The following is a 25,545-nucleotide window of genomic DNA, read 5'->3' as shown; positions in this document are numbered from 1 at the left end:
CATGCGACATTGGATTCGTTTCGCCGTTCTGCTGGCCTGCCTGCTTGGCGCGGCTGCGGCTCAGGCCAGCCCGAAAATCGAGCGGATCAAGACGCCCGGCGGCATCGAGGTCTGGTTCGTACGCGAGCCGTCGATTCCCATGCTGGCGCTCAACGCGGCCTGGCGCGGCGGCGCGGCCAGCGAGCCCGCCGACAAGCAGGGGCTGGCCTCGCTGACCACCGCACTGCTGACCGAAGGCGCCGGCGATCTCGGCCCCGACGATTTCCAGAATGCCCTGCGCAAGCAGGCGATCGCGCTGGATTTCGATGCCGACCGCGACTATGTCACGCTCAGCCTGCGCACGCTGTCCGAGCATCGCGAGCGTGCCTTCGAGCTTCTGCGCATGGCGATGACGGCGCCGCGCTTCGAGGACGAACCGATCAACCGCATCAAGGCTGGCGCGCGCGTCTCCTACGAGCGCAGCCGCAGCAACCCCAATGCTTTGGCGGGCGAGCGGTTCTCGAAGGCGGCCTTCGGCGATCATCCATATGGCCGGCGCACCTCGGCTACCGCCGAAAGCCTGGAGCGGATCGGGCGCGAGGATTTCGTCGCCTTCTCGCGGCAGGTGCTGGCGCGCGACGATCTGCTGATCGCGGCAGTCGGCGATATCGCGCCGGAGGAACTGGCACGGCTGGTGGATGAAAGCTTCGGCAAGCTGCCCGAGAAAGCGCAGGTCACGCTGCCGCCGCGGGTGGCGCCGAAAACGCCCGCTTCGCCGGCCGTGGTCTCCTTCCCGGTGCCGCAGAGCGTGGTGCTGATCGGTGCGCCGGGCATCGCCCGCGAAGATCCGGACTGGTATGCCGCCAGCGTTCTGAACCAGGTTCTGGGCGGCGCCGGCATGTCGTCGCGCCTGTTCGAGGAGCTCCGCGAGAAACGCGGCCTGGTCTATTCGGTCGGCACGCAGTTGATCCCGTATAAATCGGCCGCGCTGTTCTCCGGCTCCTTCGCTACCAGCAACAAGGATGTCGCCGCCGCCTTGCAGCTGGTGCGCGACGAGTTCAAGCGTGTCGCCAAGGACGGCGTGACCGAGGCGGAACTGCAGGCGGCCAAGGATTACCTCACCGGCTCCTTTCCGCTGCGGCTGACCTCCGATGCCGGCATTGCCGGCACACTGTTGGCCATGCGCATCTCCGGCCTGCCGATCGATTATATCGACCGCTATCCGGCTCTGGTCCGTTCGGTTAGCGCCGACGACATCAAGCGCGTTGCCCATCGCCTGTTCGACCGCGAGGATTTCCTTGTCGTGGTCGCCGGCCAGCCGGTCGGCCTGGGCGGCTGACGATATCCGAGGGGGAGATACGTGCCGATCCGCCGCCTGCCGGAAACCCTGGTCAACCGCATCGCCGCTGGCGAGGTGGTCGAACGGCCGGCCAGTGCCGTCAAGGAACTGGTCGAGAATGCCATCGATGCCGGCGCCACGCGGATCGAGATCGCCATCGCCAATGGCGGGCGCAGCCTGATCAGTGTCAGTGACGACGGCAAGGGCATGGCGGCCGCGGAACTGCCTGTCGCTGTCGAGCGCCATGCCACCTCCAAGCTGCCGGATGACGATCTGCTCGACATCCGGTGGCTGGGCTTCCGCGGCGAAGCCTTGCCCTCGATCGGCGCGGTCAGCCGGCTCACCATCGTCAGCCGGCGCGCCGAGGACGCGGCCGCCAGCAGCATCGAGGTCGATGCCGGCCATGTCGGGGCGGTCAAGCCGGCCGCCGCCGGCGCCGGTACGCGCGTCGAAGTGCGGGATCTTTTCTATGCCGTGCCGGCGCGGCTGAAATTCCTCAAATCCGACCGCGCCGAAGACATGGCGGTACAGGAGATCGTCAAGCGCCTGGCCATGGCGCACCCGCAGATCGCTTTCACGCTGCAGCAGGATGGCCGCGTCAGCTTCCGCGCCGAGGCGCAGCAGGACGAGCTGTTCGAGCGGCGCCGGCTCGGCCGGCTGGAACAGGTTCTGGGGCGCGACTTCGCCGACAATGCGCTGCCGATCGCAGCGGAACGCGAGGGCATCCGGCTCACCGGCCATGCCGGCCTGCCGACCTATAACCGCGGCAACGCGCAACACCAGTTCCTGTTCGTCAACGGCCGCCCGGTGCGCGACAAGTTGTTCGTCGGCGCGGTGCGGGGCGCCTATGCCGATTTCCTCAGCTCCGACCGCCATCCGGTCATGGCACTGTTCCTCGAATTGCCGTCTGAACTGGTCGATGTCAACGTGCATCCGGCCAAGGCTGAAGTGCGCTTCCGCGATCCCGGTCTGGTGCGCGGGCTGATCGTCGGCGCGCTGCGGCATGCCCTGGCCGAAGCCGGCCACCGCGCCAGCACCACGGTGGCGCAAACGGCGCTGGGTGCGCTCAAACTGCAATCGGCGCCCGCCCCCAACCTGCCCTTCGGTTCGAACGCGTTCAATGCCGCCGCCCGTTGGCGCGGCTACGACAATTTGCGGCCGGCCTCGCCGGGCTTGGCCGAGGCCGCGGCGCTCTACAACGCGCCGCAGGGGGACTTCTCCGGCGGCGCGGCTGACGAGGCCGGCGCCGAAGCCGGATTGGCGCCGGCGGCGCGCAACGAAGGCGCCGCGAATACCGTGCCGCTGCAAAGCTATCCGCTCGGCGCCGCCAGGGCGCAGTTGCACGAAACCTATATCGTCGCGCAGACGGCGGAGGGTATCGTCATCGTCGATCAGCATGCCGCCCATGAACGCCTGGTCTACGAGCGGATGAAACAGACACTCGATGCCGGCAAGGTGTCGCGCCAGGTGCTGCTGCTGCCAGAGGTGGTCGAACTGAGCGAAGCGGAAGCTGCGCGGCTGACGGTGCGGTCGGACGAACTCGCCGAACTCGGTCTGGTGCTGGAAGGCTTCGGCGATGGCGCCGTGGTGGTGCGCGAGGTGCCGGCCTTGCTGGGCGATGTCGCAGTCCAGCAGCTCGTGCGCGATCTTGCCGATGCGCTCGCGGAATATGACAGCGTGCAGCCCCTGAAGGAGCGCCTGCAGGATGTCTGCAGCACCATGGCCTGCCATGGCAGCGTGCGCGCCGGTCGCCGCCTGACGCTGGACGAGATGAATGCGCTGCTGCGCCAGATGGAGGCGACGCCGCATTCCGGCCAGTGCAACCACGGCCGCCCGACCTATGTCGAACTGAAACTGGCCGATATCGAAAAGCTGTTCGGCCGCCGCTGACGCCACGATCCATCACCCTCCCGCTGCTACGCAACGGGGTGTTTTCCTTTGCGAAGGGCGGGGAAGGCAGCAGCGATCAGGACGGTCGCTCCGATCAGCGGCAGCATGAAAGCATGCGGCATGTGCATCACCCAGAGCGTGGCGCCGCCGAGCAGGCACCAGACGAGCGGCAGGATCAGCAATGTCCAGCGCATCTGCTGAGAGGCAAGCAGAACCCCGAGCGTCGCCGCGGCCGTCGAATCCGGTGTCAGCCCGAAGAATTCGGCCTGCCGCCAATCATGGCCGGGCAGAAGCGGGCCGATCCAGGGCTGCAGCAGGATGGCAAATGCGGCAATGCCGAAACCGATCCGGAACCGCCAGCCTCGCTCCGCCGCAGGCCTGGTCTGGGTCCGGGTGACGGCGAGCGCGAGCAGCAGTGCGGCCTCGGCGACGAAAGCGATGAGGAAATACTCCGCCGCCCAGTTGATGCTGTCGTAATGGCGGCGCAGATAGGAGAATGCCGTCCATAGCCAGCTCGCCGCCAGGATCGCCGCCGTGGTGCGGCCGGACCAGGCCGCCGGAATGCGCAGCAGCACCAGCAGCGCAACTCCGCCAGCAAGCGCGACGATTTGCGCCGGCCAGATCGCCGCATTGTAGAGCTCGAACAGCCGATAATAGGTCTGCGGCGAGAAGAGCAGGAAATCGGAGAGCCGATACGTCCACCATTCCGACATCGCAGCGTCTTTGCCTACAGCGAAGCGATATGCGCGGCGATGCGCTCGCGCATGGCCCGATCCGGCGTGCGCCCATAGGCGGCGCCGACATTCTGCCCCATATGCGCCACCTGGCTGGTCGCCGGAATGGCGCATGTGATGGCTGGGTGCGAGACGATGAATTTCAACACCACCTGCGCCCAGTTGGCGCAGTCGATCTCTTCGGCCCAGTCGGGCAGCGGTGCCTTCTCGATATCATCGATCAGCTCGCCCTGGCGGAAGGGGCGGTTGACGATCACGCCGATGCCCCGTTCCTGCGCCAGCGGCAGGATGCGCTTCTCGACCGCGCGGTCGAGCGGATTGTAGGTGACCTGGATGAAATCGAGCGGCTGCTTTTGCATGATCCGCTCCAGGTCGCCATGACGGCGGCCCTCCGACGTGGTGACGCCGACATAGCGCAGCCTCTTCTCGGCCTTCATGGCGAAAAGGGTCGGCAGATGCTCTTCCCAGTTCAGCAGGTTATGCACCTGCAAGAGATCGAAGCGCGGTACAGTCCAATATCGCCGCGAGGCCTCGATCTGCTCCGGGCCGCGCTTGCCTGACGAGGTCCAGACTTTGTCGGCCGAGAAGACCGCCTCCCGCATCTGCAGCTTGGTCAGGCCATAGCCGATCACCGGTTGCGAGGAGCCGTACATCGGCGAGGAATCGATCAGCCTGCCGCCCTGGGCGAAGAAGGCGCGCATCACCGCGGCGCAGGCATCGCGGCCGCGCGGATCGTTGCCGACATTGAACGTGATCCAGCTGCCCAGTCCGATCACCGGGAAGGTCTCGCCGCTGGAGGGTATCGCTTTTGTCGTGATGGCGTTGCCCTGTGCCAAGCCTGGCGCGGTACCGGCCATGGCGGCAGCGCCGAGCGCGGAGACCGACAATATGAAGCCGCGGCGATCGAGATGGTCGGCATTGCGCATGGCGGGCTCCGTCCATGACCGGTGGTTACCGCTGATATAGAGGCCTCTGACTATAGGGCAGCCCAAACACTCTTTCTTATCGCATGCCTTTTTTGGAATGTACCTACGATGTTCCAAATTAAATAGGGCTTTCTCCACACCCGGATTGTGCGCGGCACCCATTCTGCCGCCGATGCACAAACCAGCGGGTACGTCAGGCGGCCTTGACCAGGAAGCTCAGCCGGGCCGGGCCCTGAGGCCGTTCCTCCAGCAGCGTGAAGCCGGCCGGCACCTCAAAGCTGTCCTTGGCGGCCGTTTCGACCGTCACCAGGGCATCGGGCTTCAGCCAGCCCTCGCGGTCGAGCGCGGCCAGCGCCTCCGTGCCCAGTGTGGAGCGGTAGGGCGGATCGAGAAAGACAAGATCGGCCGCTTCGGTGGGTTTGCCGGGTTGGCGGGCGTCGCTGCCGCGCAAGGTGATGCTGCCGGCCAAGCCCAGATTGCTGGCATTCTGCAGGATGACGCGCCGCGCCGCCGGATCGGTCTCGAACAGATAGGCATGCCGCGCGCCGCGCGACAGCGCCTCGAAGGCCAGCGCGCCCGAGCCGGCGAAGGGATCCAGTACCATGCCGCCTTCCAGCCGCGTCGTGCCGTCATCCCGGCGCAGGCGGGGCGAATGCAGCAGCATGTTGAACAGCGATTCCCGCACCCGGTCGATGGTCGGACGCGTATCCCGGCTGGGCGGCGCCTGCAGAGGCCGGCCGCGATGCGTGCCCCCTACGATGCGCATCCGGCCATTCTCATTTCTTGGCGGGCTTCTTTGGCTTCTCGCCGGGCTGACCTGGCTTTGCTCCGAGCTGTTCGGCGATCACCTTGCCGGAGACTTCCTTTACCTCGCCAGGCTCCAGCCCGCCAAGCTGGAAGGGGCCATAGGCGACGCGGATCAGCCGTGAGACCGGATGGCCGAGATGCTCCATCACCTTGCGCACCTCGCGGTTCTTGCCCTCGCGCAAGGCGACGATCAGCCAGGTGTTGTCGCCCTGCTGGCGCTCGATGCTGGCCGTGATCGGCCCATAGGCAGCGCCGTCCACCGTGACGCCTTTCTGCAGCTTGCCCAAGGCGTCGGCCTGCGGCTGGCCATGCACGCGCACGCGATAGCGGCGCAGCCAGCCGGTGCTGGGCAGTTCCAGTCGCCGTGCCAGGGCGCCGTCATTGGTGAGCAGCAGCAGGCCTTCGGAGTTGAAGTCGAGCCGGCCGATCGAGATCACGCGCGGCAATTCGGGCGGCAGCTTCTCGAACACGGTCGGCCGGCCCTGCGGATCGCGATGCGTGGTCATCAGACCGCGCGGCTTGTGATACAGCCACAATCGCGTCTTCTCCGGTTCGGCGACCGGCTTGCCGTCGACCATGATGGTATCGTCAGGGCCAACCAGGAAGGCCGGCGTGTCGAGCTTTTTGCCGTTGACCTTGACCCGGCCTTCGGCGATCAGGCGTTCGGCATCGCGGCGCGAGCAGACGCCGGCGCGCGCCAGCCTTTTGGCGATGCGTTCGCCTTTCTCCGTATCGCCCTTCTGCGTATCGCTCATTGCGCGGCAACAGCGACGAAAGCGGCGAACAGCTTCTCGTCGCCCTTGCTGACGAAGAATTCCGGATGCCATTGCACGCCGAGGCAGAAGCGGTAATCCGGATGTTCGATGCCCTCGATCACGCCATCGGGTGCGACGGCATCCGAGATCGCGCCCGGTGCCACGGTCTCGACCGCCTGGTGATGCGCGGAATTGACCGGCAGCTCGTCGGCTTCGACGATTCTGTGCAGCAGCGTGCCGGCGGTGACATGCACGGCATGTCCCGGCTCGTTGCGCGGATTCGGCTGCTCATGCGCCAGCGCATTCTCCACCGCATCGGGGATATGCTGGATCAGGGTGCCGCCGAGCACGACATTGAGCAACTGCTGGCCGCCGCAGATGCCGAGCACAGGTTTGTTGCGGTCCAGCATGCCCTTGGTGACGGCCCATTCGAATTGCGTGCGGGTATCCTTGGTCTTCACCATGGCATGTTTGCTGGCGGCGCCGAACAGGGCAGGGTCGACATCGAAATTGCCGCCGGTGACGATCAGGCCGTCCAGCAGATCGAGATAGCTTTCGACTGCTGCCGGCTCATGCGGCAGCACCAGCGGCACGCCGCCCTTGGCGGTCACCGCCGAGCAATAATTCTGCCGCAGCGCATACCAGGGGAATTTGGAGTAGCCGCCAGGCTCCTCCGAATCCAGGGTGACGCCGATCAGCGGTGCGGATTTTGCCTTTGCCATGCGCCCCTTATAGGCCCGGCGGGATGCGGCGGCAACTCGGCTTGACGTAGGTCAATACCTCCCGCAGGCTGCCCTGCCATGATGCCTGCCGTAACGCCCATGGAGATCGCCCTGCAGGAGGCCCGTGCCGCCGCCGAACGCGGCGAGGTGCCGATCGGCGCCGTCGTCGTCGATGGCTCGAGCGGCGAGGTGGTGGCCCGGGCGGGGAATGAGACGCGGGCGCAGAACGATCCCACCGCCCATGCCGAAATCCTGGCGATCCGCCGGGCGGCGGCGGTGCTCGGCGCCGAGCGGCTGACCGGCTGCGACCTCTATGTCACGCTCGAGCCCTGCACCATGTGCGCCGCTGCCATCAGTTTCGCCCGGCTGCGCCGGCTGTATTACGGCGCCGAGGACCCCAAGGGCGGCGGCGTGGTATACGGTGCCCGTTTTTTTTCCCAACCGACCTGCCATCACAAGCCGGAGGTCTATGGCGGCATCGGCGAGGTTGCCGCAGCGGAAATCCTGCGCGGGTTTTTCGCCGCCCGGCGCTAAGGCTGCCGCAATCCCTAGCCGAGCCGGGCGGGCGGGCCTAAACTGCCACCGTCTACCGTTATCGGTTCACTATCAGCTAGGGACGAAACATCATGGATTTCGAATTTTCCGACCGGGTGAAGGACCTCCAGGAACGCGTCAGCCGCTTCATGGAGGATCATGTCTATCCGAACGAGCAGCGTTTCGAGGAGGAAGTCGCCGCCGGCGGCGATCGCTGGCAGCCGACCGCCGTCATCGAGGAACTCAAGGAGAAGGCCAAGGCGCAGGGCCTGTGGAATCTGTTTCTGCCGGATAGCGAGCGCGGCGCCGGCCTGAAGAATCATGAATATGCCACGCTCTGCGAGATCATGGGCCGCGTGACCTGGGCGCCGGAAGTGTTCAACTGCTCGGCGCCGGATACCGGCAACATGGAGGTGCTGGAACGCTACGGCACGGAGGAGCAGAAGAAGCAGTGGCTGGAGCCGCTGCTGGACGGCAATATCCGCTCGGCTTTCGCCATGACCGAGCCGGCGGTCGCTTCCTCGGATGCCACCAATATCGAGGCCGAGATCAGGCGCGACGGCGATTCCTATGTGATCAACGGCCGCAAGTGGTGGACCTCGGGCATCGGCGATCCGCGCTGCAAGATCATGATCTTCATGGGCAAGACCGATCCGAAGAATCCGGACAAGTACAAGCAGCAATCGATGATCCTGGTGCCGCGCGACGCGCCGGGCGTCAAGGTGCTGCGCATGCTGCCGGTGTTCGGCTATGACGATGCGCCGCACGGCCATGGCGAGGTATTGTTCGAGAATGTGCGCGTACCGGCCTCCAACCTGCTGCTGGGCGAGGGCCGCGGCTTCGAGATCGCGCAGGGACGTCTCGGCCCCGGCCGCATCCATCACTGCATGCGGCTCATCGGCCAGGCCGAGCGCGCGCTGGAGAAGATGTGCAAGCGGGCGAAAAGCCGCGTCGCTTTCGGCAAGCCGATCTCCGAGCAGACGGTGACGCTCGAGCGCATCGCCGAGGCGCGCATCCTGATCGACCAGGCGCGCTTCCTGGTGCTGCATGCCGCCTGGAAAATGGACACGGTCGGCAACAAGGCGGCGCGCAAGGAAATCGCCATGATCAAGGTGGCGGCGCCGAACATGGCCTGCAAGGTGATCGATTGGGCCATGCAGGTGCATGGCGGTGGCGGCGTCACCTCCGATTTCGGCCTCGCCGCGGCTTATGCGCATGCGCGTACGCTGCGTTTCGCCGACGGTCCGGATGAGGTGCATCGCAACCAGATCGGTCGCCTCGAACTGGCCCGCTGGAACTGAGTACGAGAGATAACAAACGCAACGAGCCTCCCCATGACCGTTGAATCGTACTTTTCCGCAACCTACGCCGAGGCGCGGCAGAAATTCGTTGCCGCCGTCGAGGCGGCCAAGGCCACGCTCACCGTCTATGAGAATCCCCACGCCAAGGGGCCGAATGGTGAAGTGCTGACCACCGATGTCGCCTGCCTCGGGCCGGACGACGCCGAACTGGTGTATCTCACCATCTCCGGCACGCATGGCGCCGAGGGCTTCTGCGGCTCCGGCGCGCAGATCGGCCATTTCAAGGATCGCCTGTTCGACGCCATGCCGGCGAAAACCAAGGCGATCATGGTCCATGCGATCAATCCCTACGGCTTTTCCTGGTTGCGCCGGGTGACCGAGGACAATGTCGACCTCAATCGCAACTTCCAGGACTTCAGCAAGCCCCTGCCGCAGAACAAGGCCTATGAGGAAGTGCATGACTGGCTGATCCCGGCGCATTGGGAAGGCCAGGGGCGGGCGGCGGCCGACCTGGCGATCATAAAATACCGCAAACGGCACGGCGATTTCGCTTTCCAGTCGGCGATGTCGGGCGGGCAGTATACGCGGCCCGACGGCCTGTTCTTCGGCGGCACCAAGCCGACCTGGTCGAACGAGATCTTCCGCCGCATCCTGAAGGAGCATGTGCCGCCCGGCGCGCGCAAGCTCGCCAGCATCGACTTCCATACCGGCCTGGGACCCACCGGCTATGGCGAGCCGATCTATGTCGGCCCCGAGACTGGCGGCGGCTATTACGACCGGGCGAAGGCCTGGTATGGGCCGGAAGTCACCAACCCGAATGAAGGCTCGTCGACCTCCGCGCGGGTGACCGGCACCGTGCCGGAAGCCTATGCCGACCTGCCGAAATCCATCGAGGTGACGGCGATTGCGCTGGAATACGGCACCGTGCCGATGGTCATGGTGACCGAGGCCTTGCGCGGCGATCACTGGCTGCATGCCAGGGGCGATCTCGACTCGGAACTCGGCCGGAAGCTGAAGCGGCAGATTCGCGATGCCTTCTATGTGGATACGCCGGCCTGGAAGGCGGCGGTCTATGGCCGCGCCGCGGATTTCGCGCTGCGGGCCTTTCGCGGGCTGGCCGGCCAGGCTTAGTCGTCGCCGCCGTCGACCATGTTCCAGGCCTGGTTGGCGACGGAGCGCACCACGGAGGCATAGGCTTTCATGGCGGGATTGCCGGGGCCTTTCTCCTGGCCGCGCTTGAGGATGCCCTGCGCCATTACGGCGACGCGGAACAGCGCGAAGGCAAGATAGAAATTCCAGTGCGGGATGCCGTTCTCGCGGATGGCGGGATCGGCGCTGTGACGGCAATAGGCGGCGATGTAGTCCGGCTCGCCCGGGATGCCGCTGTCGATGAAGTCGATGCCCTGGAGGCTGCCCATGCCGGGGATGGTGACGCGATACGGCATGCAGTTGATCGCCAGATCGGCGAAGGGATGGCCGATCAGCGCGAGGTCCCAGTCGAGGATGGCAATGACGCGCGGCTCGCTCGGATGGAAGATCAGATTCTCGAGCCGGAAATTGCCGTGCATCAGCGCGCTCGCCTGCTGCGGCGGAATATTGGCCGGCAGCCATTCGAGCAGGCGCTCCATGGCGCCGATTTCATCGGTCCGGTTGGCGCGGAACTGCTCGCCTAACGTGGCGATTTGACGGGCCAGATACTCCTTGCCGCCGCCATTGAGCGGCAGGCCGGTCAAGGCGGGATCGAGCGCATGCACCTGGGCGAGCGCCGCCGCCATCGCCTCGTAGATCGCATTGCGCTGCTTCGGGTCCATGCCCGGAAGGTTGGGATCGCGGAAATGCCGCCCGGGGATATAGTCGAGCAGATAGAAGGGGGTGCCGATCACCTGCTCGTCGGTGCAGGCGAAATGCGGCGTGCCGACCGGCAGGCCGGCCTTGTGCAAGGCCGTGATCAGCGCAAAGTCGCGCTCGATCGATTCGGCGAGGCTGCTGCCCTTTTTCGGCACGGCGCGCTTGCGCAGCACGAAGTTGCGCCCGGGGCTGTGCAGCATGAAGGCCGGATTGACCGAAGTGCCCAGGAATTGCTGCACCGTCAGCGGCGGTTTGAAATTGCTCAGCCGCGCAGCAAGATAGTCCGCCAGCCTGGCCTCGTCGAACCGATGATGCGGTTGTACGGTGGTCAGGTTCGCGGCCATTGCCATGCCGGTCAGCCCTCCTTCATGATCTTTTCGACCAATGCCCAGGCCTGCTCGGCGATGGGCCGCGCGCGCTTGCCCGATTCGATGGCATGCTGGCTGGCGGCGGTGCCTGCCTTGACGCGCCCCATGATGCCCTGAAGGATGCCAGCGATGCGGAACATGTTGTAGGCCATGTAGAAGTCGAGATTCGGAATACCGTCCCGGCCGGTGCGTTGGCAATAGGCTTTGATGTACTCCTGCTCGGCGGGAATACCGAGCGCGGCAAAATCCACCCCCGCGATCCCACGGAAAACGGCTGGCGCCAGACGCCAGGACATCAGGTGATAGGTGAAGTCGCCGAGCGGATGGCCGAGCGTGGAGAGCTCCCAGTCCAGCACCGCGATGACCCGCGGCTCGGTCGGATGGAAGATCATGTTGTCCATGCGGAAATCGCCGTGGACGATGCTGGTCTCATCGCCCGGCGGGATATGCGCCGGCAGCCATTCGATCAGCTTGTCCATCGCCGGAATCTCTTCCGTCTCGGACGCCTTGTATTGTTTGCTCCAGCGGGCGATCTGGCGGGCGAAATAGTCCCCCTGCTTGCCGAAGCTTTCCAGGCCGATGGCCTTGTAGTCGACCCGATGCAAAGCCGCGATGGTGCGGTTCATCGCATCGAAGATGCCGGCGCGTTCGTCGCGGCTCAAACCAGGCAGCGTCTGGTCCCAGAAGATGCGGCCCTCGACGCAGTCCATCACGTAGAACGCCGTGCCGATCACGGAGTCGTCTTCGCACAGGCCATAGGTGCGGGCGACCGGAACATCCGTTTCCGCCAGGGCGGTGATGACGCGGTATTCGCGATCCACCGCATGGGCCGAGGGCAGCAGCTTGCCCGGCGGCTTGCGCCGCAAGACGTATTTCTTCGTCGGCGTAATGAGCATGAAGGTCGGGTTCGACTGCCCGCCCTTGAATTGCTGCACCGTCAGCGGGCCCTTGTAATCGGGCACGTTGTCCTTCAGCCACCGCTCCAGCGCGGCTTCATCGAAGCGGTGGCGCTCCTGCACAGGCATGGTTCCGGCGAAGCGGTCCTGGTCGCTCATTTATCGTAACCTCGATTTCCTTGGAGCGCCAGCGGACGGCACTCGGGGATACGATAGCCAAGCGGCGGCAGGCGGCGCAACCACCCGCAACGGAACCTCGGGTTGTTCCTGGCTCTGTTGGCCGAAAGTCGAAGGCTGCCCGCGCGCGATGGTACGCCAGCCCCCCTGTTGCTGCCCGCGCGCGGTGGCGCGCCAGCTCCCTTATTGCGGTTGCTCGCGCGCGACAGCGCGCCAGCCGATGTCGCGGCGGCAGAAGCCTTCCGGCCAGCGGATCTTGTCGATGGCGGCATAGGCGCGGGCCTGAGCGGCGCCGACGGTCTTGCCCAGGCCGCAGACCCCGAACACGCGGCCGCCATTGGCGAGGATGGCGCCATCCGCGCGCCGCGTCGTGCCGGCATGGAAGATGACCACGTCGCTTTCCGCAGCGGCAGCGTCCAGGCCGTTGATCACCGTGCCCTTGCGCGGCGAGCCGGGATAGCCTGCGGCGGCCATGACTACGCAGAGCGCAGCCTCCTCGCGCCAACGCAGGTCGAAATCCTTCAATACGCCATCGCGCGCGGCGATCAGCGCCGGCAGCAGATCGGATTTCAGGCGCAGCATCAGCGCCTGGCATTCCGGGTCGCCGAAACGCACGTTGTATTCCAGCAGCTTCGGGCCCTGGGCGGTCAGCATCAGGCCGGCAAACAGCACGCCCTTGAATGGCGTGCCTTCGGCCGCCATGGCTTTCACGGTCGGATTGATGATGCTGTCCATGACCTGCTGCTGCAGCGCAGCCGTCATGGCCGGTGCCGGCGAGTAGGCGCCCATGCCGCCGGTATTGGGGCCGGTATCGCCATCGCCGACGCGCTTGTGATCCTGCGCGGAGGCCAGCGGCAGGGCGGTCTGGCCATCGACCAGCGCGAAGAAGCTGACTTCCTCGCCATCCAGGTATTCCTCGATCACCACCTCGGCGCCGGGCTCGGCGAAGAGCACCGCGTTGGCGGCCAGGGCCTCGTCCAGAGTCATCGCCACGGTCACGCCCTTGCCGGCGGCAAGCCCATCGGCCTTGACCACGATCGGCACGCCATGCCGGCGGATGAAGGCCTCGGCCGCCGCAGCCTCCTTGAACCGGCCGTAGGCGGCCGTCGGGATGCCGTATTTCGCGCAGAGGTCTTTCATGAACCCCTTCGAGCCTTCGAGCTGGGCCGCCGCCTTGCGCGGGCCGAAGCAGGCGAAGCCAGCGGTTTCGAGGGTATCCACCAGGCCGGCGACCAGCGGCGCTTCCGGGCCGACCACGACGAAATCGATATGCTCGTCGCGGCAGAGCTGGAGCACAGCCTGCTGATCCATCGGATCGACCGGCGCCAGCTTGGCCACCTGGGCGATCCCGGCATTGCCCGGCGCGCAGACCAGCTTGTTGACCAGCGGAGAGGCCGCCAGGGCCCAGCACAGGGCGTGCTCGCGGCCACCCGATCCGATGACGAGAAGGTTCATAGCTGCATACCCGCAGATTGCTGATCAGGGCATAGGCCCTAGAGGAATGGCGGCAATGTTTGTATCATGCCCCGAGCGGACGCAAGGCTTGGGAATGAGCGATTTAGGTCAAGGACATAGTGCCACTGCAGGCAGTGGAACGGCCGGCAATGTCCCGGAATTCACCGTCAGTGAAATCTCGCTGCGGCTGAAGCGCAGCATCGAGGAGAATTTCGGCTGGGTCCGGGTCCGGGGCGAGATTTCCGGCTTCAAGCGGGCCGCCTCGGGGCATCTGTATTTCTGCCTGAAAGACGCCGACGCCGTGCTGGACGCGGTCTGCTGGAAGGGCAGCGCCGCCCGGCTCGGGGTCAAGCCGGAAGACGGCATGGAGGTGATCTGTTCCGGCAAGCTGACCAGCTATCCCGGCCGCTCGAAATACCAGATGGTGGTCGAGCGCATGGAACTGGCCGGTCTCGGCGCGTTGATGGCGCTGCTGGAGCAGCGCAAGCAGAAGCTCGCCGCCGAAGGCCTCTTCGCCGCCGAACGCAAGCGGCCATTGCCCTATCTGCCGCGTGTCATCGGCGTGGTGACCTCGCCGACCGGCGCGGTGATCCGCGATATCCTGCACCGGCTGCGCGACCGTTTCCCGACCCATGTGCTGCTCTGGCCGGTGCTGGTGCAGGGCGAGGGGGCGGCTGAACAGGTGGCACGCGCGATCCGCGGCTTCAATGCCCTGGCGGCGGGTGGCCCCGTTCCAAGGCCGGATCTTCTCATCGTCGCCCGCGGCGGCGGCAGCCTGGAAGACCTGATGGCCTTCAACGAGGAAGCGGTGGTTCGCGCCGCCGCGGCGTCGGACATTCCGCTGATCTCGGCCGTCGGGCACGAGACCGATACGACCCTGATCGACTTCGCTTCCGATCGCCGGGCGCCGACCCCGACGGCGGCAGCGGAAATCGCCGTGCCGGTGCGGCTGGAACTGGCCTCCACGGTGGCCGGCTACGAAGACAGATTGCGCCGGGCGCTGGGGCGACTGGCACGCGAGAAGCGCCAGCATCTCGACGGCCTCGGCCGCGGCCTGCGCGGTCCGCGCGAGCAGTTGCGCATGGCGCAGCAGCGTTTCGATGACCTGTCGGAACGCCTGCCACGAGCGCTGAAAGTGGGCCTGCGGGCGCAGCGCAGCCAGTTTGAAACCTCCATCGCACGGCTGCGGCCTGCGCTGCTGCGGCGCGAGGTCGCCGATTATCGCCGCCGCCTGGACGACAACGCCGCGCGGCTGATCCGCTGCTGGCGGCAGCGCCATGCCGAGGCGCGGCAACGGCTGCTGCAGCCGGCCAAGCTGCTGGAAAGCCTGTCGTATAAAAGCGTGCTGGCGCGTGGCTATGCCGTCATTCATGATGCGGGGGGCAAGGCCGTGAACAGCGCGGCGGCCATGCAGCCGGGGGCCTCGGTGACGATCGAAATGCATGACGGCCGCCGCCATGCGCATGTTGATGGCGAAGACGGCAAGCCTGCGCGCCGCTCTACCGGCACCGCACCGAAGCCCATCAAGCAGGGAGAATTGTTCTGATATGCAGACGCCACCGCTGCCGCGCGAGACGGAAGCCAAGCTGCGTTACCGCCACGGCGCCTTTGATATCGTCTTTCCCGGCTCCTACGTGACCTGCGCGGTGACCGGCCGCCGCATTCCGCTCGACCGTCTGCGCTATTGGAGCGTCGATCGGCAGGAGGCCTATGCGGATGCCGCTGCTGCCTTGCAGGGGCTGGTTGGCGATCCGCTGCGGCGCACGTGATGCGCTGCCTTCTGTTCGCGCTGATAATGATTGCCGGCCTGGCATCTGCGGCGCGCGCGAGCGAGCCGCCGCCGGGGATTGCCTGGCAGGGCGATTTCATCCAGGGCGGTCTGGTAATCGGCGTGGCCCAGCCGGGCATCACGCTGCGCCTTGGCGGGCATGCAGTTCCCGTGGCGCCCGACGGCCATTTCGTTTTCGGCTTCGGACGTGACGAAGCGGCCTCGGTGCCGCTGCAGATCGATTACGGCGATGGCCGCAGCATCAGCCTCGCCTTGCCGGTCGAACAGCGCCAATATCATATCCAGCGCATCGACGGCCTGCCGGAGGTCCAGGTCACGCCGCCACCTGAGGTGCTGGACCGGATCAAGCGCGAGAACGAAAAGATCGCCGCCGTCCGCGCGCGTGGCACGCCGAACCTCGATTTCCTACAGGGCTGGATCTGGCCGGCGAAGGGCACGGTCAGCGGCGTCTATGGCAGTCAGCGGATCCTCAACGGCCACCCGAAGCAGCCGCATTACGGCCTCGACATCGCCGCGCCGAAAGGAACGCCGGTTGTCGCCACGACGGATGGCGTGGTCGTGCTGGCCGAGCCTGATCTCTATTACACCGGCGGAACGGTGATCATCGATCACGGCATGGGAGTGACCGCGGCCTATCTGCATATGCAGACCGTACTGGTAAAGGCGGGGCAGCGCGTCCGGCAGGGCGAGCAGATCGGCACTGTCGGCGCCACGGGCCGGGCGACCGGGCCGCATCTGGACTGGCGGGTGAACTGGTTCGACGTGCGGATCGACCCGCAGCGGCTGCTGCCGAAGCTGCGATCCTAGCTGCCTTTCGGCCAGCGCTTATGTACCCAGAACCAATGGTCCGGGCGCTGCCGGATCCAGCCCTCGATGGTGCGATTGATCAGCAGCATGGCATTGTAGACATCGCGCTCGCGGTCGCCGGTATTCTCGAAATGGATCGGCTTGTCGATCACGACACGGAACCGCGCGCCGCCGAGCCGCTCGACATGGGCCATCACCACCGGGCATTCGGCCTTGAGGGCGAATTCGGCCGGTGCCGGCGTCGTCATTGCGTCGCGGCCGAAGAAGGGCACGGCGATGCCGTTATTGAGTTTCTGATCGACCAGCATGCCGAGATATTCGGTGCGCTTCAGCGCCCGGATCAGTTCGCGGGCGGCCTCGGTGCCTTTCGGGATATGTCGGCCGCCGACCGGCTTGCGCAGCTCCTGCAATATCTCTTCGACGAAGGGGTTATTGGCGGCACGATAGACATGCACCAGCGGAAAGCCGTGACGCGACGCAACCAGGCTCATCACCTCCCAATTGCCGAAGTGGGCGGAGATGAAGATCACCGGCTTGCCGCTGGCGCGGAGCTGTTCGAAATGTTCGAGGCCGGTCACAACGACGCTGCCGGGCTCGTCCTTCGCGTCGATATTGATATCGGCAAGATGGGCGTATTCGCCGACGACACGGCCGAGGTTGTCCCACATGCCGCGCAGTACGGTTTTCCGCTGTTCCTCGCTCAGTTCCGGCATGGCACGGGCGAGATTGCGCGCCGCGATCTGATGCACCTTGAACAGCGGGCCGAGATGGCGGCCTAGCCATCCGCCGAAATCGGAGGCTGCCGCCAGCGGCATGGCGCGGAACAGCGCCAGGCCCAGACGCGCGCCCCAGGCGATGACGCGATCCCTGAACATGGCGCGCTCAGCCACGGCTCAGCCTTTCGGCGAAGAAGGCGTCCATCGCCGCCGGATCGGCAAAGCGCAAAGCGACGCGCAGGCACTCGACCATCTTCCGTGCCTCGACGGGAAACCGCGCCAGATCCTTTGTCGTCGTCACCGGCACGGCATTCAGTGCATGTGCCCGTTCCACCAGCCGCATGATCATATCGGGCTGGTAGGCCGCATGATCGGGAAAGGATTTTGTCTCGACGATCTCGGCGTCGATCTGCCGCAGGGAGTCGAAGAATTTTTCCGGCCGCGCAATCCCGGCAAAGGCGAGCACCCGGCGACGATAGAGCCGCGCGGCATCTTCCGCATCCGGCCTCAGTTCGGCGCGAAAAACGGGTCGGGTGCCGAAATCGGGGAGTGATGTCCTCGCGGTGCCGATCAGTATGATCGCGTCGGTACGGGCCAGGCCGTCTGCAATCGGCTCGCGCAGCGGACCGGCCGGCAGAAGGCGGCGATTGCCGAAACCGTAGCCGCCATCGACGACCAGCATCGAGAGCGTGCGGGCAAGACTGTAGGTCTGATGCGCGTCGTCGGCCAGGATGCAGGAAGCGCCGGCGCTCACTGCCGCGCGTGCCGCTGCCGGCCGGTCGCGCCCGATCCAGGTCGGCGCTGCTTGCGCCAGCAGCAGCGGCTCGTCGCCGACATCGGCGGCGATATGCCGGCGCGGATCAACCTGCTCGGGGCCGCGCAGCCGGCCGCCATAGCCGCGGCTGACGAAATACGGCCTGTGCCCGAGCGCCTGCAGGCGCGCGGCCAAAGCCAGCGCGGCCGGCGTCTTTCCGGCGCCGCCCGCCACCAGGTTGCCGACCGAGACCACCGGGATGCTGATTTTCTGCGGCGCGGTCGCGATCCGCTTCAGCCGGCTGCCGAGTCCGTAGAGCGCCGCAACCGGCGCAAGCAGGCCGGGCCAGGCGGAGCGGCTATCCGCCGCCCAGAAGGCCGGCGTGCTAGGCATCATGTCGGGCTGGCTCCGGCGGTGCGGCGGGCTCGATCGTTGGCTGCCCGCAAAGGCGATCGGCTTCCGCAGAAAGCGAGAGCATCGCTGCCTCGACGCGCAATGCCGCCGCCTCCAGCGGCTCATCGGGATCGCTGTAGACGTCGATCGGCTCGCCCCAGAGGTAGACGCCGCGATTGAATGGCCAAGGGATGATGAACCGGTCCCAGGTGGAAAGGACCGTGCGCCGCGCGACGCCGTAAGTGGCGGGAAGGATCGGCACCCTGCCTAACCGGGCGGCGGCGATCAGGCCGGGGCTGACGCGCATGCGCGGGCCGCGCGGGCCGTCCGGCGTGATGGCGGTATAGCCACCCTGTTTCAAATGCCTGAGGATTTGCCGCAACGCGGCGCTGCCGCCTTTCTGCTGCTCGCCTTTCGCGGCAGAGCCACGGATCGCGCCGATGCTGAACTTCTCCATGGCGCGGGTGGTCAGGTCTCCGTCGGAATGACGCGACGCCAGAATCCGCATCGGCCTGGCCGTGGTCCAGGCCAGCGGCATCATGAAAAGGCGGCCATGCCAGAAGGTGCCGATGAACGGCGCGCCGGATGCCCAATACCGCTCGGCATGTTCCACGCCGCGCGTTTCCCAGCGCGAGGTGGCATGGACGAGGCGGATATAAAAAGCGACGGCGTTGGCGGCGAGGTTAATCGTCTGCCTGCTTCGCAATATCCGTTTGACGATTCCGGCCATCGCTCGTCAGGCAGTTGCCTCGGTCGCGAATTGAGTGGCGTAGAGGCGGGCATAGACCGCGCCGCGGGTCAGCAGCTCGGCATGCGTCCCCTGTTCGACCAGCCGCCCCTGATCCAGCACGAAGATCACGTCGGCGTCGATCACGGTCGACAGCCGATGCGCGATCACCAGTGTGGTGCGGCCGCGCATCAATTCGCCAAGCGCGATCTGAATCAGGCGCTCGGACTCGGTGTCCAGTGCACTGGTGGCCTCGTCAAGCAGCAGGATGGGGGCGTCGCGGAGCATGGCGCGGGCAATGGCGATACGCTGCCGCTGACCGCCGGAGAGCTTCACGCCGTTCTCGCCGACCAGAGTGTCGTAACCCTGCGGCAGAGCCATGATGAAGTCATGCGCCGCGGCATTGCGGGCGGCCGCCTCGATTTCAGCATCGCTCGCTTCCGGGCGGCCATAGGCGATGTTGGAGCGGATCGTATCGTCGAACAGCGTCAGTTCCTGGCTGACCAGCGCGACATTGCGGCGAAGCGAGTCGAGGGTGACATCGCGCACGTCCTGGCCGTCGATCAGCACGCGGCCGGCGCTGGTGTCGTAGAAGCGCGGCACGAGGTTGAGCAAGGTCGATTTGCCGGCGCCCGAGGCCCCGACCAGGGCGGCCTTCTTGCCGCGCGGCACGGTCAACGTGACGTCGCGCAGCGCGACCTTCTCTTCGTTGTAGCGGAAGGTGACATGCTCCAGGCGAATTTCGCCGCCGCTGACCTGCAGCGGCCTGGCATCCGGCTTTTCGCAGATCTTCGGCTCGATATCGAGAATGGCGAAAATGCGCTCGGCCGCGGCAAGGCCCTCCTGCAGGGCGGTATTCAGCGTCGAGAGCGACTTGAGCGGCTGATAGGCGGAGAGCGCAGCGTAGATGAAGGCGGTCAATGTGCCCAAAGTCAACGCTGTGCTGCTGCCGCCGATATAGATCACCACGGCCACGGCGATGCCGCCGAGCGCTTCCGCGGTCGGACTGGCGGCGGCGCGGGCGCGCACGACCTTCATGATATGGCCCAGCCGCGTCTCGACCGACTGGCGCGCGCGCTGGATTTCGCGCTCTTCCATGCCGTAGGCCTTGACCATGCGGGCGCCATCGAAGGTCTCGCTCAGGATGGTGGTCAGCTTGCCGGTTTCCTGCTGCGTGCGGGCGGAACTCTTGCGCGTCTTGCGGCCGAGCCGGCGGGTGGTAAGGCCGACAAACGGAAAGATGACGCAGACGACCAGCGCGAATTGCCAGTTCATCACGAACATCACGCCGGTGAGGAAGATCAGGCTGAGGCTGTCCTTGACCATGCCGGTCAGAGACTTGCTCACCGCCTCGCGCAGCAGCGTGGCATCGTAAAGAAAGCTGGCGATCAGCTTGCCGGAATGGTTTTCGTGCAGCCAGGCGAGGTCGGCGCGGATCAGATGCGCATACATCCTGATCTGGGTATCGGCGATGATGCGTTCGCCGAACCGGGTCATCAGCGTGCCTTCGAAATAGGCGGCAACCGCCTTTACCAGCACGACGATGACGACCATGACCGGCACCATGACCGTCCAATACGGGTCGCGGTCGGAAAATACGCGATCGATGGCGGGGCGCAGCAGCCAGGCCGTCGCCGCCGTCATCGCCGCGACGGTACCCATGCTGAGCAGCGCCAGGAACAGCGAGCCGATATGCGGGCGGACCTGCTCGGCCAGCAGGCGACGGACCAGGGCCATGCTGCTGGCCGGGGCGGCCGCGCCGGCCTGGACGGCGGTTCCGGCCTGGGCGTGATCGGCGACGCCGGGAGACACGGGAGCGGTCAAAGGAAATCCGTTTCGTTCAAGCAGTTACACGACGGCTGCTATACCACGTGGGCCTTGCGGCGGCCACCGGAATGGCCGCCTGAAAAGGCGGCTGGCAATGGGCTTCTTCGCCGGATCGGCAGCCCGAAAGCCTTGCCATCCATATAGTTAGGCGAAGCCCCGGATTACAGGCGCTGCTTGGCCGCCGCAGCGACCGCCTCGGCGGTGATGCCGAAATGGCGGTAAAGCTGCTCGAAAGGCGCCGAAGCGCCGAAGCTCTTCATGCCGACAAAGCCATCCTTGCGGTCGAGATACTGGTCCCAGCCCAGGCGGATGCCGGCCTCGGTGGCGATGCGAACCGTGCCCGGACCCAGTACCTCTTCCCGATAGGCGGCGTCCTGCTCGTCGAACAGCTCGAAGCAGGGCAGCGAAACCACGCGGGTCGGGATGCCGTCCTTCTGCAACAGGTCGCGGGCGGCGACGGCAACGCCGATCTCCGAGCCGGTGGCCAGCAGAGTGACCTTGGCCGTGCCATCGGCGGGCAGCAGCTCGTAGCCGCCCTTGGCGACCAGATTCTCGTCCGAAGCCGTTACGCGCACCGCCGCCAAGTCCTGACGGGTCAGGGCCAATACGCTCGGCCGATGCTTCTGTTTCAGCGCCACCTGCCAGGCCTCGGCGGTCTCGACCGCATCGGCAGGACGGAAGACTAGCAGGTTCGGGATGGCGCGCAGGCTGGCCAGATGCTCGACCGGCTGATGCGTCGGGCCGTCCTCGCCCAGGCCGATCGAGTCATGCGTCATCACATAGACGACGCGCTGCTCCATCAGGGCGGAAAGGCGGATCGAGGGGCGGCAATAATCGGTAAAGACCAGGAAGGTGCCGCCATAGGGGATCAGGCCGCCATGCAGCGCGATACCGTTCATCGCCGCCGCCATGGCATGCTCGCGCACGCCGTAATAGACGTAGCGGCCGCCGAAATCGCCGGCATTGACCGGCGCCAGGGCGTTGGTCTTGGTATTGTTCGAGCCGGTGAGGTCGGCCGAGCCGCCGACGGTCTCCGGCACCGCCGGATTGATCACTTCCAGCGCCATCTGGGAGGATTTGCGGGTCGCCCATTTCGGCTTTTCGGCGACCAGCTTGGCCTTGTAATCGCCGATGATCTTGTCGAAACCGGCAGGCAGATCGCCTTTCTGGCGGCGTTCCCATTCCGCCCGCTCGGCGGCAGGCAGCTTGGCAAGTGTCTCCTGCCAGGCCTTGGATTTCGCCGCGCCGGCCGCGCCGATGCTGCGCCAGGCCTGCAGAACGGGTTCAGGAATTTCAAACGGCGGATAGGGCCAGTCGAGCTTTTCGCGCGCCCCCTTGATCTCGTCGTTGCCGAGCGGCGAGCCATGCGTGGAGGCCGTGCCGGCCTTGGTGGGTGCGCCGAAGCCGATCACGGTGCGGCAGGCGATCAGGGTCGGCCGGTCGCTCTTTTGCGCGGCGGCGATGGCGGCGGCGATTTCTTCCGGCGCATGGCCGTCGACGCGGGTCACCGCCCAGCCATAGGCCTTGAAACGGGCGAGCTGGTCATCCGAAACGGTCAGGCTGGTCGGTCCGTCGATCGAGATGCCGTTGTCGTCGAACAGCACGATCAGCTTGTTCAGCTTCAGATGGCCGGCGAGCGAGGCGGCTTCATGGCTGATGCCCTCCATCAGGCAGCCATCGCCGGCGATCACGTAAGTGTAGTGGTCGACCAGCTTGTCGCCGAACTGGGCGGCGAGCAACCGCTCCGCCAGCGCCATGCCGACCGCATTGGCGATGCCCTGGCCGAGCGGGCCGGTCGTCGTCTCGATGCCGCTGGCGTGGCCGAATTCCGGATGGCCCGCCGTGCGGCTGCCGAACTGGCGGAAGCGCTTCAGCTCGTCCAGCGTCATGTCGGGGTAGCCGGTGAGGTACAGCAGGGCGTAAAGCAGCATCGAGCCATGGCCCGCCGACAGCACGAAACGGTCGCGGTCGGGCCAGGTCGGGTTCTGCGGATCGAACTTCAGGAAGCGGCTGAACAGCACCGTTGCCACATCCGCCATGCCCATCGGCATGCCGGGATGGCCCGAATTTGCCTTCTGCACCGCATCCATGGCCAAGGCGCGGATCACATTGGCCATTTCGGCATGGCTGGCGGCTGCTTTGTGAGAGGGGACGGCGGTGGTCGGCACGGCCTGCAACATCGGTCAGGAATCCCGCTTCAGAAGAGGAAAAGCGGGCGGACCATGCCGGGCAAACCGGGCTCCGTCAACCCGCGCCGCGGCTCTAGAAACGATAACCTGAAACGAGACGGTTTTCCGGCCTGATTTGCGGTCAAAACCACCTGTTGTCGGGGCTCAGGCAGCGGGGATGGCCGCGGTGGCTTGCTGCTGCGCGATCTGCGCCATTTCGGCGGCCGCCGCGCCATTGACCAGGCGATCCAAGTTAATGATCGAAACCATCCGCTCCTCGCGGGCGACGATGGCACTCAGGAACTGGTAATCCGCCGACATGTCGGTCTGCGGCACCGGCTGCAGGTCGCGCTCCTCGATGGAGAGGATGTCGGAGACCGAGTCGACCAGCAGGCCGAAAGTGCCGTTCGCCGCCTCGACGACGATCACCACATGCATGCGGGTCGGCTCCGTCCGGCCGCCGCCCAGCCGCACCCGCAGGTCGTAGATCGGAACGATCGTGCCGCGCAGGTTGATGATGCCGCGCACGAAGTCGGGGGTATTGGGCAGATTGGTGACCTCGGTCCAGGCGCGGATTTCGCGCACCGAGAGGATGTCGATGCCGTAGACCTGGGCATCGATGGCGAAGGTCAGATATTCGTTGCTGACGGCGGTCTCGGCGGCGGCAAGCGCCCGGCCCGAGGCCAGGCGCGCCTGATCGCCTGCCGCGGATTGGTTTGCTGCAGGAAGTTGTCCCATACGCCCCCCTCCAAATCTGCCGCCCGACCGAATCAGTTCTAGCAAATCCGCCGCTAAGCCGGTAAGTAAATTCCTTCTGCCACGCATACATTAATTTTCTCTGTCGTTCCAATCGGTTCGGCGGAAATTCGGGAGGAGGCATCGGATGAGTGACGGTCGGCGCCGCCGCAAGCGGCCGGAGGATTTGCGCAGCCACCGCTGGTTCGGGGTCGACGATCTGCGTTCCTTCGGCCACCGCTCGCGCAGCTACCAGATCGGCTTCAGCCGCGAGGATTTCGCCGGCAAGCCGGTGATCGGCATCATCAACACCTGGAGCGACATCAATCCCTGCCACACTCATTTCCGCCAGCGCGCCGAAGAGGTGAAGCGCGGCGTGTGGCAGGCCGGCGGCTTCCCGCTCGAGTTGCCAGCCATCTCCTTGAGCGAGCCGTTCCAGAAGCCCTCCACCATGCTGTACCGCAATCTCCTGGCGATGGAGACGGAGGAACTGCTGCGCTCGTATCCGATCGACGGCGCGGTGCTGATGGGTGGCTGCGACAAGACCACGCCGGCGCTGGTCATGGGCGCGATCAGCATGAACATACCGGCGATCTTCCTGCCCGCCGGCCCGATGCTGCGCGGCAACTGGCGCGGCAATACCCTGGGCAGCGGCTCGGATGCCTGGAAATACTGGGCCGAACTGCGCGCCGGCAATATCGACCAGCAGGCTTGGCGCGAGATCGAGGAGGGCATCGCCCGCGGCCCCGGCCATTGCATGACCATGGGCACGGCATCGACCATGACCGGCATCGCCGAGACGCTGGGCTTCACGCTGCCGGGCGCCAGCTCGATTCCGGCCGCCGATTCTGGCCATGCGCGCATGGCCAGCAATACCGGCCGGCGCATCGTCGAGATGGTCTGGGAGGACCTGAAACCGAGCGATTTCCTCTCGCCGGCCTCGTTCGACAACGCGGTGACCTATGCGATGGCGGTCGGCGGCTCGACCAACTGCATCATCCACCTGGTCGCCATGGCGGGCCGGGCCGGCATCGACCTGCCGCTGAAACGCTTCGACGAGATTTCCCGAGAGGTGCCGGTGATCGCCAATCTGCGGCCGAGCGGCAAATACCTGATGGAGGATTTCTATTACGCCGGCGGCATCAAGGCGCTGCTCGGCGAATTGGCGTCCAAGCTGCACCTGAGCTGCATGACGGTGAACGGACGGACCCTGGCCGAGAATATCGGCGATGCGAAGGCGTATAATTCCGATGTCATCCGGCCGCTGGACAATCCGGTCGCCGGCTTCGGCGGCCTTGTCGTGCTGCATGGCAACCTCGCGCCGAACGGGGCCGTGATCAAGCCGAGCGCCGCCGATCCGAAGCTGCTGGCCCATACCGGCCCGGCGGTGGTGTTCGAGGATTACAACGACATGGCGGCGCGGATCGACGATCCAGACCTGGCGGTTACCGCCGACAGCGTGCTGATCCTGCGCAATTCCGGCCCGCAGGGCGGACCGGGCATGCCGGAATGGGGCCAGTTGCCGATCCCGAAGAAGCTGTTGCAGCAGGGTGTGCGCGACATGGTGCGCATGTCGGACGCGCGCATGAGCGGCACCTCCTATGGCACCTGCGTTCTGCATATCTCGCCGGAATCCTACATTGGCGGTCCGCTGGCTCTGGTGCGCTCGGGCGATCTGATCGAGCTGAACGTGGCTGAGCGGCGCCTCGACTTGAAAATCTCCGAGGACGAACTGGCAAAACGCCGCGCCGCCTGGGTGGCGCCGGCGCCGCGCTATCAGCGCGGCTACGGCATCATGTTCTCGCAGCATATCACGCAGGCCGAAAAGGGCTGCGATTTCGACTTCCTCCACGCCGGCGCGGCTACGCCCGAGCCGGAAATCCATTGATCGGGAGAGA

The 25,545-nt window shown here is 66.0% G+C and carries 23 protein-coding genes; 9 read left to right on the top strand and 14 right to left on the bottom strand.

Features of this window, described 5'->3' with window-relative positions; translation table 11 throughout:
• The first annotated feature begins 1 nt into the window (after position 1).
• Together VF194_RS11515 and mutL are read left to right on the top strand one after the other, a co-directional pair.
• Complete coding sequence (locus tag VF194_RS11515; protein ID WP_330891086.1) at positions 2-1,318, top strand: pitrilysin family protein; 1,317 nt, start codon at positions 2-4, stop codon at positions 1,316-1,318.
• Positions 1,319-1,339: 21 nt separating this feature from the next.
• On the top strand, positions 1,340-3,208 hold the full coding sequence (mutL, locus tag VF194_RS11510) for a DNA mismatch repair endonuclease MutL (protein WP_330891084.1): 1,869 nt from the start codon (positions 1,340-1,342) through the stop codon (positions 3,206-3,208).
• A 26-nt stretch (positions 3,209-3,234) separates the two neighbouring features.
• On the opposite strand, the gene VF194_RS11505 is transcribed toward mutL, so the two are convergent.
• From VF194_RS11505 to VF194_RS11485, 5 genes are all read right to left on the bottom strand, one after another.
• Complete coding sequence (locus VF194_RS11505; RefSeq protein ID WP_330891082.1) at positions 3,235-3,921, bottom strand: DUF6064 family protein; 687 nt, start codon at positions 3,919-3,921, stop codon at positions 3,235-3,237.
• 14 nt (positions 3,922-3,935) lie between these two features.
• Positions 3,936-4,868, bottom strand: coding sequence for an aldo/keto reductase (locus VF194_RS11500; protein ID WP_330891080.1), 933 nt, complete (start codon positions 4,866-4,868; stop codon positions 3,936-3,938).
• Between the two features lie 193 nt (positions 4,869-5,061).
• Positions 5,062-5,634 carry a 16S rRNA (guanine(966)-N(2))-methyltransferase RsmD gene (rsmD, locus tag VF194_RS11495; RefSeq protein ID WP_330891078.1) on the bottom strand — a complete coding sequence of 191 codons (573 nt, stop codon included), beginning with the start codon at positions 5,632-5,634 and terminating at the stop codon, positions 5,062-5,064.
• A gap of 10 nt (positions 5,635-5,644) precedes the next feature.
• A complete protein-coding gene (locus tag VF194_RS11490) occupies positions 5,645-6,430 on the bottom strand; it encodes a pseudouridine synthase (RefSeq protein WP_330891076.1) in 786 nt (261 codons plus the stop codon).
• Entirely contained in the window at positions 6,427-7,152 is a 726-nt protein-coding gene (locus tag VF194_RS11485; protein WP_330891074.1) for a gamma-glutamyl-gamma-aminobutyrate hydrolase family protein, read from the bottom strand. The genes VF194_RS11490 and VF194_RS11485 overlap by 4 nt, the downstream gene beginning before the upstream one ends.
• 81 nt (positions 7,153-7,233) lie before the next feature.
• Here VF194_RS11485 and VF194_RS11480 point away from each other — a divergent pair, with 81 nt between their 5' ends.
• The 3 genes from VF194_RS11480 to VF194_RS11470 all read left to right on the top strand — a co-directional run bounded on the left by VF194_RS11480 (position 7,234) and on the right by VF194_RS11470 (position 10,118).
• Positions 7,234-7,686, top strand: coding sequence for a nucleoside deaminase (locus tag VF194_RS11480; protein ID WP_330891136.1), 453 nt, complete (start codon positions 7,234-7,236; stop codon positions 7,684-7,686).
• 92 nt (positions 7,687-7,778) lie between these two features.
• A complete protein-coding gene (locus VF194_RS11475; RefSeq protein WP_330891073.1) occupies positions 7,779-8,987 on the top strand; it encodes an acyl-CoA dehydrogenase in 1,209 nt (402 codons plus the stop codon).
• 33 nt (positions 8,988-9,020) lie between these two features.
• Complete coding sequence (locus tag VF194_RS11470) at positions 9,021-10,118, top strand: M14 family metallopeptidase (RefSeq protein WP_330891071.1); 1,098 nt, start codon at positions 9,021-9,023, stop codon at positions 10,116-10,118.
• Here VF194_RS11470 and VF194_RS11465 read toward each other — a convergent pair.
• From VF194_RS11465 to purD, 3 genes are all read right to left on the bottom strand, one after another.
• Positions 10,115-11,185 carry a phosphotransferase gene (locus tag VF194_RS11465; protein ID WP_330891069.1) on the bottom strand — a complete coding sequence of 357 codons (1,071 nt, stop codon included), beginning with the start codon at positions 11,183-11,185 and terminating at the stop codon, positions 10,115-10,117. The two genes, VF194_RS11470 and VF194_RS11465, sit on opposite strands and share 4 nt — an antisense overlap.
• 5 nt (positions 11,186-11,190) lie before the next feature.
• Positions 11,191-12,258 (bottom strand): phosphotransferase, encoded by a 1,068-nt coding sequence (locus tag VF194_RS11460; RefSeq protein WP_330891067.1) that lies wholly within the window; start codon positions 12,256-12,258, stop codon positions 11,191-11,193.
• Positions 12,259-12,459: 201 nt separating this feature from the next.
• On the bottom strand, positions 12,460-13,731 hold the full coding sequence (purD, locus tag VF194_RS11455) for a phosphoribosylamine--glycine ligase (protein ID WP_330891065.1): 1,272 nt from the start codon (positions 13,729-13,731) through the stop codon (positions 12,460-12,462).
• 94 nt (positions 13,732-13,825) lie between these two features.
• On the opposite strand from purD, the gene xseA reads away from it, so the two are divergent.
• From xseA to VF194_RS11440, 3 genes are read left to right on the top strand one after another with little or no spacing between them, the layout of a single operon-like run.
• The gene (xseA, locus tag VF194_RS11450) at positions 13,826-15,277 is read left to right on the top strand and encodes an exodeoxyribonuclease VII large subunit (RefSeq protein WP_330891063.1); all 1,452 of its coding nucleotides are present in this window, start codon (positions 13,826-13,828) and stop codon (positions 15,275-15,277) included.
• A 1-nt stretch (position 15,278) separates the two neighbouring features.
• Entirely contained in the window at positions 15,279-15,500 is a 222-nt protein-coding gene (locus tag VF194_RS11445; protein ID WP_330891061.1) for a DUF2093 domain-containing protein, read from the top strand.
• Positions 15,500-16,327 carry a M23 family metallopeptidase gene (locus VF194_RS11440; protein WP_330891059.1) on the top strand — a complete coding sequence of 276 codons (828 nt, stop codon included), beginning with the start codon at positions 15,500-15,502 and terminating at the stop codon, positions 16,325-16,327. Before VF194_RS11445 ends, VF194_RS11440 begins: the two co-directional genes overlap by 1 nt.
• Here the strand turns inward: VF194_RS11440 and VF194_RS11435 are convergent.
• The 6 genes from VF194_RS11435 to VF194_RS11410 form a co-directional block, all read right to left on the bottom strand.
• Positions 16,324-17,217 (bottom strand): lauroyl acyltransferase, encoded by an 894-nt coding sequence (locus VF194_RS11435; RefSeq protein WP_330891057.1) that lies wholly within the window; start codon positions 17,215-17,217, stop codon positions 16,324-16,326. The two genes, VF194_RS11440 and VF194_RS11435, sit on opposite strands and share 4 nt — an antisense overlap.
• Positions 17,210-18,193 carry a tetraacyldisaccharide 4'-kinase gene (gene lpxK, locus VF194_RS11430; RefSeq protein ID WP_330891055.1) on the bottom strand — a complete coding sequence of 328 codons (984 nt, stop codon included), beginning with the start codon at positions 18,191-18,193 and terminating at the stop codon, positions 17,210-17,212. The genes VF194_RS11435 and lpxK overlap by 8 nt, the downstream gene beginning before the upstream one ends.
• The gene (locus tag VF194_RS11425; protein ID WP_330891053.1) at positions 18,183-18,920 is read right to left on the bottom strand and encodes a lysophospholipid acyltransferase family protein; all 738 of its coding nucleotides are present in this window, start codon (positions 18,918-18,920) and stop codon (positions 18,183-18,185) included. The genes lpxK and VF194_RS11425 overlap by 11 nt, the downstream gene beginning before the upstream one ends.
• A gap of 6 nt (positions 18,921-18,926) precedes the next feature.
• Positions 18,927-20,741: an ABC transporter ATP-binding protein gene (locus VF194_RS11420; RefSeq protein WP_330891051.1), complete on the bottom strand. Its 1,815-nt coding sequence runs from the start codon at positions 20,739-20,741 to the stop codon at positions 18,927-18,929.
• Positions 20,742-20,905: 164 nt separating this feature from the next.
• Positions 20,906-22,924, bottom strand: a complete 2,019-nt coding sequence (gene tkt, locus VF194_RS11415; protein ID WP_330891049.1) for a transketolase — start codon at positions 22,922-22,924, stop codon at positions 20,906-20,908.
• Between the two features lie 153 nt (positions 22,925-23,077).
• Positions 23,078-23,650, bottom strand: coding sequence for a chemotaxis protein CheW (locus tag VF194_RS11410; RefSeq protein WP_330891047.1), 573 nt, complete (start codon positions 23,648-23,650; stop codon positions 23,078-23,080).
• A gap of 145 nt (positions 23,651-23,795) precedes the next feature.
• Between VF194_RS11410 and araD the strand changes: the two genes are divergently transcribed.
• Positions 23,796-25,535 (top strand): L-arabinonate dehydratase, encoded by a 1,740-nt coding sequence (gene araD / locus VF194_RS11405; RefSeq protein ID WP_330891046.1) that lies wholly within the window; start codon positions 23,796-23,798, stop codon positions 25,533-25,535.
• The last annotated feature ends 10 nt before the right edge of the window (positions 25,536-25,545 follow it).

This window comes from Ferrovibrio sp. (genome assembly GCF_036381655.1).
In the GTDB taxonomy this organism is placed as follows: Bacteria; Pseudomonadota; Alphaproteobacteria; order Ferrovibrionales; family Ferrovibrionaceae; genus Ferrovibrio.
Note: the sequence above shows the minus strand (reverse complement) of the source record. Positions and strands in the feature narration are given on the sequence as shown.